This window comes from Chryseobacterium sp. DZ-32, assembly GCF_059587025.1.
In genome coordinates, this window is record NZ_JCAIOM010000027.1 from 43,800 (window position 1) to 57,922 (window position 14,123).

Here is a 14,123-nt window from a genome sequence, read left to right on the forward strand (position 1 = left end):
ATTTATCATGCAATTAAGAAAATGAAAGATATTACATTTTATGTATCAGATCTTATTTACTTAGTCAACAGAGACTGCAAAGCTATTCAAACTGCTATAACTAACCTCTTCAATAATCTAATCTATAAAACCAAGCATATGAAAAAATTATTATTATTGTTAGGCATTATGACTTTCTGTGTCAATGTAAGTATTGCACAAACAATTACAACAACAAAATCCATTGAATCAAAAGCTAAAAAGGAAACAGCAGATGCTGTTAAACTAAAAAAAGATGGCACACCGGATAAACGCTATACTAAAACCTCAACAGCTATTTCTGACAAAGTAACTGCCGCTCCAAATGCAACTTCAAATACAGGTGGTATTAAGTTAAAAAAGGATGGTACACCTGATAAACGTTACAGTACAGCAAAAGAAAAAACAGAAACCACACCAACACAGGCTCAATCTGTTAACAGACCAAATATTCCAAACATAAACACTACAAAGGTATATACACCTACCTTAGATCGAACTTTAAAGGGGCCTAATGGTGAAGAAATATTGACAGGCCCTAGAGGCGGTAAATATTATATCAATAAAAACGGAAATAAAACCTATATAAAAAGGCAGTAATAGAAATTAAGTGTTTCAACTGTCTAACAATAAACCTCTGATAAATATCAGAGGTTTATTGTCTGTAGATCTATTTTACTATTTTTCTCAAACTCAAAGTAGTTTTTATTATCCTTGTCTGATTTTGTGTCCCGGTTGGATTTTATTAAATATATTTTTTAGTTAAAATGAATTTTCATCCAAAACAAGTAATCCTCCCTTATCATAGAAATTTAATTTTTTTTGAGTAATCGTTTTCTATTTTCTTTATTTAAATTGCAAAAGTTATTAATTCAGATAGTATCATACAAATGGATTAGTAAAGATAAGATTGGTTTATCCGCTCTGGTATTACTAGAAAATTGAATTTATAGAGTTAAAACAATTTTGATAGATAATTCAATTTATGAAAAGAATAAGTTTAATCACTATTATAAAATTATTATCCTAACTTAGAGTATAGTCCAGATTTTCAAGGACACTACTATCATTGAAGCAATGGAAGGTATAATTTCCAGAGCCATCATTATTAAACCCAATGGTTTCGAAGAAAGTATTTACAAAGACATATCAAATTTGTGTATTTCCTGATCACATATATTGAAAATAATACTTTCATTCAATTGTGGATTTAAAAGTTTAGGACGATATTGTCAAAGACTTATAAATACATTTTGCATGATCTCCCGTACAGTATCTCTGTCTTTTACTTTTTTTGATATATATATAAACACGTTTGTTGTAAGCATAAAAAAATCTTTATACTTTTCTTCATCTACTTTAGCACTTTTATGGAAAAACAACATAGTAATATTACAATTGGTTAGTGAAAACAAATTTATGTAAATAATTTGTAATAGAAAATCCTGCAATAAACTTAATATCAAGTATTAAACTTTATGAAATTAAGTAGAATTGCATAATCAAATTGCTTTAGAATGTCTTTCTAAATATTTTTTTGAAATGATCATAAGAATATCATTAATTACACTCACACTTATTAAATTTATCCAAATCATTTATAAATTCAGAAAGCAGCGCTGTGGTGACATGAGGCATCACCACAATCTTCCACCATTTGGGCGAATGATAGTTATCAGCAACCAAATTGTATTTTTCTGCAAGCTCTTTGGAAATAAATGGTGCTTTTATGGAAACAATATTCATATGAGGATTTCTGTAGAATTTTACTTTCATTTTAACAAGTTTATGACATATAAAGTCTGTGCGGCTTATCAGTTGCGCTATTGCATCGGTCCATCCCGTAGAACCGTAACTCTTTAAAATCATCCATATTGCTACTGCATTGGCGCCGGACCTGCTCCCACATAACGTGAAGTCTGAACCATATACATAGGCAGCTTCCGAAGTCTGAGACTGATCAATCAGCCCTTTTCTGCATAAGAAAATTCCAGTGCCATAAGGAGACTGAAGCATTTTATGCGCATCAATTGTAATTGAACTAATCTCAGGATTTTGAAAGTACAGATCCTTTTTAGAAGAAGAAAAAGGATAGATAAATCCTCCAAAAGCAGCATCAACGTGCACAAAATAATTACAAAAATCCTTTCTGACAATATCTAAAAAAAGATCAGCATCATCAATACTGCCAAACATTGTTGTTCCCATAGAAAGGTGTACAATAATGTATTTAATACCTTGAGCAGATGATTTTTTCAATTGATTCTTCAAATCATCCTGAATCACTCTTCTGTTATCAGCATCTACTTTAACACAAATCGGAGATATTCCTAACAGGTTAGCACCTTTATACACAGAATAATGAGCATCTTCAGTAAAAACAATTCCTATTTCAGAGATCAGAGCTCCTTTTTCTTTCATAAAATAGTTTCTATAGATCCATTGGGCCTGAATATTTGCTTCAGTACCTCCAGTAGCTACATATCCATCATACTCTCCTTTTTTTGCCTCTAAAATCTCTTCAGCACAGATCTGTAATAGTTCAATTTCCAGCTGTTGTGTCCCTAAAAAATACTTTTCCCCTTTATTATAGGTATGACATCCAATATGATTGGGATTGTGCATCAGAACAGAAAGAAAAGGTGATTCTTTTATAAATGAGGTACTATAAAATTGTTTCTGATTTAAATAAGAACCGGGAATTCCTAATATTAGATCGGTCGAATAATTAAAATTACTATTTAAAGCCTTAAATACTTTGTCTTTTATCATTCTTTCTGAAAGTTGTGCCCAGTACATGCTTTTTAAAAAGATTAATTATTAGTTATAATAGATGTGTTTTATTAATAAAATTTCCTTTTTTTTACGTTTTCTGTTAAGTCAAATTTTATTCTACATTTTATTCAGATTGATGGGATTTTAATGTCTTTATTCTTATGAATAAGATATAATAAAACATTTGAAGCTCTATTTTATAGGTTGTAAATTTAAAATTTCTACTTCATAGATAGACATGTGAAAATGTAGATTTATACAGAAATACACGTAAAATAATTACTATATCTCAATTCTGAATTTAGAAAATTATCAACATTTGAAAAACAAATTAATTGGAAGAAATAATGATATATACTTCTAATTACATCATTTCTTTTTGAATAACTCAAACTTAACTTCACCACTATAAACTAAAACAAGAAATCAGCCCGGCAAAATACCGGACTGATAATAACAAGTCAATAACTGAATTTTTCTGAGATTCTGAAAGCTACTCGATCTGAGTGTTTCTTTATTTGTTTATTGATCCATGGAACATCTTGATGATCCTTGAGAAAATATCCAAACCACTCCAGCATCTTAATGCTAAGATCTTTACGGGAAGAATTTCTTGTTAAGGCGTGTAATTCGTCCTGATAGAAAAGGGCAATAACGGTCTTTTTATGTTTCCGGAGCACATTATACATTGTCCGGGTTTGTTCCGGATTGACATTTTTATCTGCTGTCCCTGTCCATAACAGCATGGGAGCATTAACCTGATGAGCATAATACAGCGGGTTATTATCCATATACCTTTGTTTATGGGTCACAAAATCTCCAAACCTGAACTGCCCATCTTCATACCTCCAGTAATCAGCAGAAAAATGATTATAGTTAAATGCAAAGGAAGTATTTATCACATCTGAAATGGATGCCCCTGAGATATAGGCAGCAAACCGGTCAGATTGAGTAGCAATGAAATTGGTCTGATACCCGCCAAAAGACTGTCCTACAAGACCTACCCTTTTCATATCTGCCTGTTGTATTGTTGCAAGCTGGTCGAGGGCATTGTTGACGCAATGTAGCGCTGAGTATCCAGGTTCTTTATCTCCTGGACTGATATCCGGAAGCAAGATCATATACCCTGATTCCAAAAAAAATCTTTCATTAAAACCTCTGGAGTTTTTAAAAGTAGGAGGAAGATATTTATTGGCATTCTGACTTTGCATTTCGTATATAGAAAGAACAACAGGATATTTTTTATCTTCCTTGAAATTAGGAGGAAAATACAGAATTGCACTCAAATCTTCATTGTTCGGGCCTTTATAATGGAGGCGCTTCATAGTTATCATTTTTGTAGAAGCTGGCTGCTGTGATGCATAGAGCGTCCGTGCTTGTTCATTAGGTTTCTTTATGATAATTTCAGGAGCCTTGTTATAGTTCTCTCTGATCCAGGTATAGGATTTTGAAATTTGGTTGTAGGAAACCTCGGTAATCCGGTCGTCTGTATTAAGGATAAGATACAAAGACCGTCCGTTTTTCCAGCTGACTACAGAAGATCTGACAGAATAGTCTTCCTTTATCTTTAACAGAAGCTCATGCTTAAGACCCACAGTCGGGTATATAATGCTGTATCCTAGTTCTGATGTTTGCTTTTCCGCATTAAGGATTTCAATAGTTCCCGTAAAAGTACCTTGTTTGGACTTTGCAAAGTTCCTAAGATTCTGAAGCCATATTTCATTACCTCTGACCCAAAGAACTTTATCGGATGAACAGTAGTATGGTGTTGAATACTCAGGCAGATCAATTTCTTTTCTTTGGTTGGTTAGAGTGTTGTATACATTCCACCTGCTGTCTTTTCTATACAACAACCATTTTCCAGATGGGCTTATGTGTATTCCCTGAGAGATTTCGTCTACAAAAAGATGGCTGTTAATTTCAGGATTATAAATAAAGAACCGCTCTGGATAATCCTTCCCTTTCTTATCATGAGGATCTACCAATGTAGAATCAATTTCTTTGGTTAGAAATAACCCTGACTTTCCTACAGCTGTCATTTTACCAAACCGTTTGCGGTCAGCAGATACGATTCTGTTTTCTAGTGGATACCAGAGAACATACCTATGGAAAGGCTTTTCATGGAAGTGCTGCTCCAGATCAAAATCCTTTCCATACCAAATGTCTACCATACTCTTTTCTATTTCTTTTTCCTTTTTATGGCTCAGCCGCAAATAAACAGCCTTGACATCCGCGGAGGGATACTGACTGACATCATCAAAATACTCCCCTTCATCTAATGAGAGTGCTGTCAGGTGAGCATTTTCATTCACATAATACGTGGTTAAGCCTTTGGTTTCCTGTAGGATTAAGGTATACCCTTTAGTCACCAGGCCTGATTCATAAATCCGGTATAGTTCAGCAGTGCCTGACCAGATTAGCTTCAGGTTGCTGCCGTTATAACAATATAGTTCGTTATTTTCATTCTTTTTAATTAATAGTATCAGTTCGTTTTTAAGTGCAAATATCCTTTCTACATCAGATATGATGTTAATCAATTTTGAATCGTGATTATAGATTTTTAAAGCCTTACTGAGCTTTTTATTATGAAGAATCCAGAAGAAATCCTGAGATTCCTGATATCCGAATTCTTTGACATGATGATGAACAGTTTCTTTGTTTGTTCCCAGAATTCTGTACTTCAGATCCTCTCCTTGTTTCATCAGAAGACCTTTATCCCCAACCTGCTTCCATGCTCCTACTTCTTCTTGTGTAAAGAGTGTTTCAGGATGATGACTGTCCGCTATTTTCAATTGCGGAGGTTTAGTTTCATAAGAGGACTGCCATACTTTCCAACTTCCATTTCGCGAAGTGGAAAGAAAACGGATCTCTTCAGAATGCTCTGTAGCCTCCTCAAGTTTCTGAAGATCAACCTGCGCGGGTAACTGCTGAGCAATAAACATCAGAATTAAAATTATGATCTGTAGTATTTTATCAATTATCTTCATAACCTTCTTCTTTTATAGATGATATTTGGTATTCTAATATCCTTGATTCTGAGGGTTAAGGTTGGAGTTAAGGAGCATTTCCTGCTGAGGCAGAGGCCATCTCTCATAATGAGCCTTCCAGTTAGGTTTTACCGTCATCAGCTCACCTAGCATTCCCCATCTTTTTAAGTCGAAAAAGCGGATGCCGTGCTCAATGAAAAACTCCCTTCTTTTTTCCTCCATCAGTTCATTCATTGCTATGGGCTGGTTTATGGTCTGCGCAAGAGGATCAAGTCCGGCTCTTACTCTTGTCTTATTGAGGTAAGGAATTGCTTCCACTACCCTGTTCTGGTGGATCAGTGTTTCCGCATACATCAAATACACTTCTTCTAACCTGTAGATCACAGAGTATTCAGTCGTATTGCTGCCTTGAAGGTTCTTATACTTAACCGATTTATAATTAACCTGTCCCTGTGCTGTTTCTTTTGAGAGATAAGCCTGTTTTCTCAGATCGGAATCAGCAAAACTATTCACTAGGTCTGTACTAAGCATATACGTGGTGGGAATTCCTGAGAAGTTATAGAGTGAAGCTTCTTTGGTGGCATCCCCTTCATTTTTAGGTTTTAACTGCCAGATGATATGGCTTCCGTTTTTCTGAAATACCTTGGTAATATCATGCTGGAATGAATAGTCAGAAGACTGCATCACAGCACCTAATAATACTTCCGCCTGAGTCCACTTTCCAAGAAGCATCTTGACTTTGGCTAAAAGGATATACCCGGCAGACTTATTGGAATATATTCTTTCCGTACTCCGGTACGCAGAAGGCAGCAGTCCTACCGCCTCTGAAAGATCTTTCTCCAAACGGTTGAGGATATCATTTCCTGAGAGCTTTGAAAGTTTACTATTTACCTTATAATCGGTGGTATCTGCAAATGGGATATCACCGTAGATCTGATGAAGGTATAAATATAGCAACGATCTTATGAAAAGGGCTTCTCCTGTGATGCGGTCCTTTACAACCTGTGATAATGATTTTGAATTCCCCACTCCTTCCAAAATACTGTTGGCAGCATAGATATGCTGGTACGCATTGGTCCAGACTGTAAGAACCATCAGGTTGGTAGGGATCTGCTGATTATAATACAGATCAACAATGCCGTTACTTCCAGCCGGTATTACCGTAGCAATATCATCCGTATATAATCCCATAAGAAGTCCCATACCGTCTTGTCCTCCTGATATCAAGGAATTGTTCCAGAGATTAGCATACAGACCAGCCAGTGTGGCATCCGCAGTCTGCTCATCCTCAAAGACCAGTTCTGTAGGAAGCTGATTGGTGGGAAAATCGGTTTCTATCCACTTTTCACAGGATATGGCAGTTAATGATAAGAATGAAAGAATTGTCTTTATTAGTTGTTTGATTGAATTTTTCATGTTTTTAGATGGAGTTTAAGGTTGAAGGTTTAAAAGTTGAATACTAAAAGCTCAGTTGAAATCCTACAGAATAGGTCTTTAAAGGAGGGAGATAGCCTACGCTTAAAAACTCGGGGTCAATCCCGAAATAACGTGTAATGGTTAAGAGGTTCTGCCCCTGAAAATAAATCATCGCTTCGCGGATTCCGAGGTTTTTTACCGGAATACTGTAGCTCAGCTGTACATTTTTAAGCCGTATAAATGAAGCGTCTCCTATCGCTGCTGTTGAGTTCTGGAAGTAAGAATGCAGAGTATTCTTCTGAGCATTGGTTCCGGCGCTATACTGCATGTAGGTTCCTGAAGGGTTGGAAGGTGACCATGCATCCAGCACTTCTACAGGCTGATTGTTCATTGATCCCGGAATAAGCATGCTCCGGTTATAGTTCCAGTTCCTCTGCTTAACAAACTGGAACAGGAAAGACGCAGACCATCCTTTATAGTGGAAATTGTTACTCCACCCACCAAAGAACTGTACCCCCATTTTTTCAATGACCTTGTTGTCATCAGGTGAGGAAATCTTTCCGTCAGCGTTGAAATCCTTAAAGCGGTACAAACCTGTTGCAGGGTCTACTCCTTCAAACTGATAGACCTTAACTAGGGACGTCGGGTAGCCGATCATATACTGGTTGGCATAGGTCGAGCCTTCCAGATTTGGAAATTCCAATAGCTTGCTTCTTGGGATGGAAAGGTTAAATGAAGTTTCGTATTTAAACTGAGTCGATTTGAAAGGCCGTGCAGAGACTTCAAATTCCCAGCCTGTATTCTGAACCCTAGCATTAAGATTAGACTGAATTGTTGGAAAACCTGTTGTAGCAGGAAGAGGAATCCCTACCAGCTGGTTGGAAGAAGTATTTTGGTAATAGGCAGCCGAAACGTTTAATCTGTTTTTAAGCATTCCTAATTCCAAAGCAGCTTCCCTCTTTATGGTTTTCTCCCAACTAAAATCAGGATTGTACAGTCTGGATGGGGAAAGACCAACCGTACCATTGTATATACCTGTTGTTACACTGTAGGTGTTCAGGTACTGATAATCTCCTATTTTATCATTTCCTGTGGTTCCTATACTTCCTCTTAATTTGGCAAGACTAAGCCATGACAGCTTTTTCATCCATGGTTCCTCAGAAATAATCCATGCTGTCCCTACAGCTCCGAAGTTTCCGAACCTGTTATCCGGTCCGAAGCGGCTCGAGCCGTCTCGCCTTCCTGTTATATTCAGGATATATCTTTTCTTATACTGATAGTTTAGTCTGGTAAAAGCAGCAGTATAATAGTACTGGCTACGGATCTGGTCTGAAACTATTTTAGTGGCAGCAGCCCCTATATTACGGATCAGGGCATTGCTTTCAAAACCAATCCCCTGTATCGAGCCTTGTTTTGTTTCAGATTGCTGTAAGGTAGTACCGATCAGTACATTGAAACGATGGTCTTTCCATCCGAAATCCGTTGAGATCTGAGGCTCTAAGAGGTAAGAAAAAACCGTTTGATTGTTTTGAGATGAACTGGAATAAGCACTGGTCAGTCCAAAAGCAGGATTGTAGATCGTATGAGGCTTAAGGCTCTGTTCTTCAAAATCCTGATAAGTAATTCCTCCATTGAGTTTCAAAGAAAGAAAAGGAAACAGCCTGTAGGAAATATTCGTTCCGTTATTGATCATAACAGTAGAATTTAAATACTCACTGTTAAGTAAGGCCAGGGGATTATTGAAGGTATCGTTTTCCCAGTTAAGATTTCCTGAGCTGTCATACAATGCCGGAGCATTGGGACTCAGCTGAAGGCTTTTCTTAGTCAAATCATCATTCTGGACATTGTTTTTCTGAAAGGAGAATGTATTGTTCATATTCACTTCAATACGCTTATCAGGGCTTCTGAAAGTAAAGTTTCCGGTAAGGTTATTGGTTGTATACCTGAAATCAGCAGGAAAGACCGTAGCCTGCTCCTGATGTCCATAGCTGAGTAGATAGGATAAATTCTCAGAGCCTCCGCTTAGAGAAAGCTGCACCGAAGAAGCATCGGCGGTATTACCGATCAAGGTTTTCTGCCAGTCTGTATACCGGAACTCATCCCATGTTATAAGATCATAGTCTGAAGCAGGAATACTGGATATGCCGTCATTCTGATAGGCCTGCCGGCGCATATCTAAATACTGCTCCGTATTCATCATCTTTAACCTGTTGGCTACAGTGCTTAAGGAATAAGAAGTTCCCAGCTTGAACTCCGTTTTTCCTTTCTTTCCTTTTTTGGTAGTAACAAGGATCACTCCGTTAGCGCCTCTGGAACCGTAAATAGCAGTGGCATCAGCATCTTTTAATACTTCAAAGCTTTCTATGTCATCTGGATTGATACTATTGAGTGGACTCATCGAAGACCACGGCAGTATGGTGACGGCAAACAAGGATGATGTTTCTGAGCTCAAAGGTACTCCATCCACAATATACAATGGTTCATTTCCTTCACGGCGGAGACTGTTTTTACCGCGGATCTGGATGTCAAAGCCGCCTCCCGGAACTCCTGAATTCTGGGTAATGCTCACCCCTGCCATCGTGCCCTGCGCGGTGGAAAGGACATTAGTGACAGGCTGATTTTCGATATCTTTTGCTGAGATCTTAGCAATACTACCCGTTCTTTCTTTGTCTTTGACCTTGTAGTAGCCTGCGTTGAGAATAACTTCTTCGATTCCCTTTACTTTTTGTTCTAAGCTGATATTAATAACGGTCTGATTAGAGAGAGTGATTTTTTCTTCTGCATAATCAGGATGTCTGAACAATAGGATGGGATTTTCTGCTGAAACCTGTAAAGTATAGGTTCCGTTGTTGCCGGTCGTAGTTACCTGATCATTTCCCTCTTGGGAGATGACAACTCCTGAAAGAGGTTTACCTGATGAGGTAACGGTACCGGAAATGGTGCGTGTCTGGGCTTTTAGAGTAATGCTTATAGCGGTAAACATGAGCCCAAAGAAAATGCCTCCTATATTGTAATAGGAATTTTTCATAGATTTGTAAAGGTTTTTAATTTTTTAAAGATTAATTACTGAACTACGCTCTTTCCCGTTGGTCTGCAAACTCTATGGGAAGGGGCTTTTTCTTTCTTCTGATTTTAAGTTGAGTAGTTTTTTGATTCATTTTTTAGATAAAGACTTTCCTGATGCCCTTTGGTGTGAAAAAGACTGGTGAGGTTCTAAACAGTGACTGCAAGGCACCGGAAAGAATTTAATATGAGTGAATCTGTGTCCCGTGTAAGCTTTTAAAGCCGCAATAGGTTGTACAGGCCTATTGTATCGTGTAGTCTGATACTATTTTTGAAAGCGGGCTTAGATTATGATGTAGAAATAAAGCGAACTGCATTGAAAAAAACGGCATGGGAAACTCTACAATATCTGCTATTGAGGCACTGGTATACCGTACACACAGACAAGAGAGAAACCCACGCCTAGGTCGTGAGCTTCCTGCTTATCGCCTCGTGTGTTAAAAAGTACCAGTTTTCAATAGCGAGATTCTAAGCAATAGCTTCTATTATTCGTTGAAGTATCGCAAAGTTACATTTATTGTAACCTATTCTACAAATATAATAAAATTTACTCGGTAAACAAAAGCGTACCGAATAAAAATTTTAATAGTTTTTAATTGCAAGTATGTTTAATGATTCTGAGAAAACTATAATGATCAAAACTGCGATTGCTTTACGACTATTACTTAGCCGTAACAAAAGTTATGACCAAAATGACAAAATAGATATCATCGATAGTTATGAAAAAATTGCAATCAATTCTAATGCAGATATAAGAAAAGCAACAGTAACAAATGCGTTTAGTGGTAAGAAAAGATCATCAATGTTAACTATTATTCTTATCGTTGAATCAATGGGATTTACAATGATAGACTTTGGTGAGCAATATTGTAATATAAAAGATGAGCGTATCTTAGAATTTCAAAAAAATATTTTAGATAAGAAATCCTAACTGAATATAGTTAGGATTTTTTTACTTTGAAATTTCTTATTGATCGTCAATTGAGAGGTTTTACCAATCCTGCAATGGAAAATATTGTAAAGCTTTGTAACTTTCTTGATATTGATATATTGAAGCTTTTTACTAAACTAGAAAATAAGGAATTAAAGAAATCGAAACGGAAATTAACCGTTTATAAAAAAGAATTTAAAAATAAAAACAAGCGAAAATCCTAATCGACATTAGGATTTCTACTTATTTAGGGCCTTTAGGATGCATGAATTTTGTTTCTGAAACTATAAAATAACACAAAGAAACTCTTCATATTATTTTAAATCTAAATATTCTTACCAAAAGATTAAAATCAGCTTTTAATCTCATTATTTTTCAGGAGTAAAACTCGTCATTTCATCAGTAGAAATTGAATAAGCATAAATTAAGTTCAGATTATCATCCTTAATGAAGTAATAATTTGACGTTTTAAATAAATAATATTTAGTAGTATCATTTGATGTCAATATCGGCTTATCAGAATGTTGCTTAAGAACAATAGTAAATTTTGGCTTTTCGCTCATTTTATATTTTGCTTCTTGTGTAGCAATAGCATACATATAAATAAAGGCAAGAGATAATAACATCCAAAATCCAAGGTTTCTACTTTCAAAAAAGTAGACATAGCATGATACAGCTGCAATTGTTAAAAAAATTAATTTTATAATAGTAGCAAATTTGTACAAATCGATAAATACTCCAATTCCACTGATTATTATTATACCTAGAATAATGATTGACAACTTAGTCAAACCTTTATTCTTCTTCAAGAAATCAGGAAGTAACAGTGCAATCAATCCCGGTGAAAGGAGTACACCAATAAAAACAACCAACATCATATTTTCATATAGAACAGCAATAGCATCAGTAATATTGAAATAGAGAAAATAATTGATTCCAAAAGATTCGAAATAATGCCATAAGAAAAACAATCCTAAAGCAGGAAGTATTGCCGTTAGTTCTGCAATTTTTGTTAATGGCTTATCATCAATGGGTATATACTTCTTATTTAATCTGTAAACACATACATTTAATCTACGTAAAAATTGTTGTTTGTTCATTATCATTTTTCTTTAATATATATCGAACAAAGCTATATTATATAAGTGACAAATATTGTCGTGTTATAATTGTTTTTATTCTATATCAAAAATTGCTTGAATCCTGATATTTTGAATAGAATTTATTTTTTAAAAGAAAAAAGAAAGCTTAATATCTATTGTAGAAGATTTTAAAAGCAAGTTTATGATGAAAAATACGACCTGCAAGATGGAGATTTTTTAGTATATCCTTTGGACCTGAACTTGCCTTTTAAATAATCTGAAACAATAACTTTGTTTTCTTTTATGAATTTTTGCCAGCTCTATTGTGACCTCTTTATTTTTTTTCTTTTTTGTTGTATTGGAACATCTTCGGTGTTATATTGCATCCCATGATTATCAAAATTCAATAATGAAAAAATTTCTAAGCTGGTGTCAGGGTTTTTAAAAATCCCCTCCAGTGATGAAAAGGGAATCTTATTTTCTTAGAAACTTTTTTGTAAATATTATCAATTATTGCTGAGAGTTTATTTAAAACATTAAAATCTGAACAAATTTACGGTAACAAATTGATTTCAAAGAAACAAATGAAAACAGACTTATTCGAATATATAGAAATCTGGTATAATAAAGAACGTTGTCATTCTATACGGGGAACCTTACAATAGAGCAATTTAATAACTGAAAAAATATCTCAAAAAAACTGCTTACTGATACTGTCGTTTTTATTTGCAAGTCCAGATAAAGCTTTTTCAGCATAATCAATGTAGGAATATGGAAAATGTCTTTAGTTTAAATTTGGGAATTGAAAATGCTTCGGGCGATTTTAGACGTGAGTAATTATGACCTTCCTAATCGTTTTGATGCTGAATGAGAACTTTTAAAAAATCAGAAGGTAGACGGTGTTAATGGAGCAGTTGGAATCCATCATTATTCAGAAAAAGCAAAAGATAAATCTTTATAAAGACAGCTTAATTCCTGGCTGTAAGACATGTCATTCCAAAACTTTTATTCCCAAAAAGCTTAATAAAGCTGATTTGTTTGATCAGTTCAGCATCAATGCATTAACAACAGTACGGAAACATCGCTTGCTTGACTTGCTTGAAAAAAATCAGTATCTTTTTACTTCATATTCAATGCAGGGAGACGTAGAATTTCTCCTGTCTCTTTCATATTATCTGGAATTAAATTATGGAATTTCACATAAACCTATAGCAATGCAGGGAGTTTATGACCGTTGTAAAGTGCTGTGGGCTGGTGACAAAGAAACTATTTTTTCTTATGCAGACTTAGAGCGTAATAAGCAGTTTTTAAATTGGTTTATCAATCTGCAAACACTTAAATCCTTAACCAGATAAGTAGTGAAAATTTTACAATCTACTTATGAAAAACTACAAGATTTTTGGTATTTAAAAAAAAGAATTGTAATATTTTTGTAATTGCTATTTTGTAGTATATAAGGTTAAGAATAATACATTAAAATGTCGCATTACAAGTTATGAAGAAAAAAAGAGTATTAATTTGGGTTATTTCAATTATTGCTATCAATTTATGTATCGGATGTAAAGTTGAACCCTGGCGTGTTCAGAATGAAAATTATTCAGAAGGCAACAGCTTGTTGATCATAAAAACACCCAAATTCATAAAAGAACAGGTAGGAAAAATATTAAAAAACTGAATATAAATTAAGAAATAGTAATCATTTAAATAAATAATCTGTAAGGAGGAAAATATACTATTTTTCTCCTTTTTTACTTTTACAAAAGTTGCCTATAAGTGTAATAGCCACGACTTTATCTGACAGTTAGGGGTTAAAAATAATTGTCAGTTATCCAATATTATCCTTACTTCCAA

Annotated in this window: 9 protein-coding genes; 4 read left to right on the forward strand and 5 right to left on the reverse strand. The window is 35.0% G+C overall.

Annotated features, from left to right (window positions below; all coding sequences use genetic code 11):
* Positions 1 to 138: 138 nt before the first annotated feature.
* On the forward strand, positions 139 to 618 hold the full coding sequence (locus AC59HC_RS21700; RefSeq protein ID WP_496559338.1) for a hypothetical protein: 480 nt from the start codon (positions 139 to 141) through the stop codon (positions 616 to 618).
* A 960-nt stretch (positions 619 to 1,578) separates the two neighbouring features.
* Here the strand turns inward: AC59HC_RS21700 and AC59HC_RS21705 are convergent.
* The 4 genes from AC59HC_RS21705 to AC59HC_RS21720 all read right to left on the reverse strand — a co-directional run bounded on the left by AC59HC_RS21705 (position 1,579) and on the right by AC59HC_RS21720 (position 10,224).
* Complete coding sequence (locus AC59HC_RS21705; protein ID WP_496559339.1) at positions 1,579 to 2,817, reverse strand: pyridoxal-dependent decarboxylase; 1,239 nt, start codon at positions 2,815 to 2,817, stop codon at positions 1,579 to 1,581.
* A gap of 437 nt (positions 2,818 to 3,254) precedes the next feature.
* The gene (locus tag AC59HC_RS21710; protein ID WP_496559340.1) at positions 3,255 to 5,780 is read right to left on the reverse strand and encodes an alpha/beta hydrolase family protein; all 2,526 of its coding nucleotides are present in this window, start codon (positions 5,778 to 5,780) and stop codon (positions 3,255 to 3,257) included.
* 33 nt (positions 5,781 to 5,813) lie between these two features.
* Positions 5,814 to 7,196: a RagB/SusD family nutrient uptake outer membrane protein gene (locus AC59HC_RS21715; protein ID WP_496559341.1), complete on the reverse strand. Its 1,383-nt coding sequence runs from the start codon at positions 7,194 to 7,196 to the stop codon at positions 5,814 to 5,816.
* A 43-nt stretch (positions 7,197 to 7,239) separates the two neighbouring features.
* The gene (locus AC59HC_RS21720) at positions 7,240 to 10,224 is read right to left on the reverse strand and encodes a SusC/RagA family TonB-linked outer membrane protein (RefSeq protein WP_496559342.1); all 2,985 of its coding nucleotides are present in this window, start codon (positions 10,222 to 10,224) and stop codon (positions 7,240 to 7,242) included.
* A 666-nt stretch (positions 10,225 to 10,890) separates the two neighbouring features.
* On the opposite strand from AC59HC_RS21720, the gene AC59HC_RS21725 reads away from it, so the two are divergent.
* Positions 10,891 to 11,190, forward strand: a complete 300-nt coding sequence (locus AC59HC_RS21725; RefSeq protein WP_496559343.1) for a hypothetical protein — start codon at positions 10,891 to 10,893, stop codon at positions 11,188 to 11,190.
* 368 nt (positions 11,191 to 11,558) lie between these two features.
* Here the strand turns inward: AC59HC_RS21725 and AC59HC_RS21730 are convergent, their stop codons facing one another.
* On the reverse strand, positions 11,559 to 12,290 hold the full coding sequence (locus AC59HC_RS21730) for a hypothetical protein (RefSeq protein WP_496559344.1): 732 nt from the start codon (positions 12,288 to 12,290) through the stop codon (positions 11,559 to 11,561).
* Between the two features lie 494 nt (positions 12,291 to 12,784).
* On the opposite strand from AC59HC_RS21730, the gene AC59HC_RS21735 reads away from it, so the two are divergent.
* On the forward strand, positions 12,785 to 12,937 hold the full coding sequence (locus tag AC59HC_RS21735) for an IS3 family transposase (RefSeq protein ID WP_496559348.1): 153 nt from the start codon (positions 12,785 to 12,787) through the stop codon (positions 12,935 to 12,937).
* Between the two features lie 240 nt (positions 12,938 to 13,177).
* Positions 13,178 to 13,627 carry a hypothetical protein gene (locus tag AC59HC_RS21740; protein ID WP_496559345.1) on the forward strand — a complete coding sequence of 150 codons (450 nt, stop codon included), beginning with the start codon at positions 13,178 to 13,180 and terminating at the stop codon, positions 13,625 to 13,627.
* Positions 13,628 to 14,123 lie beyond the last annotated feature (496 nt).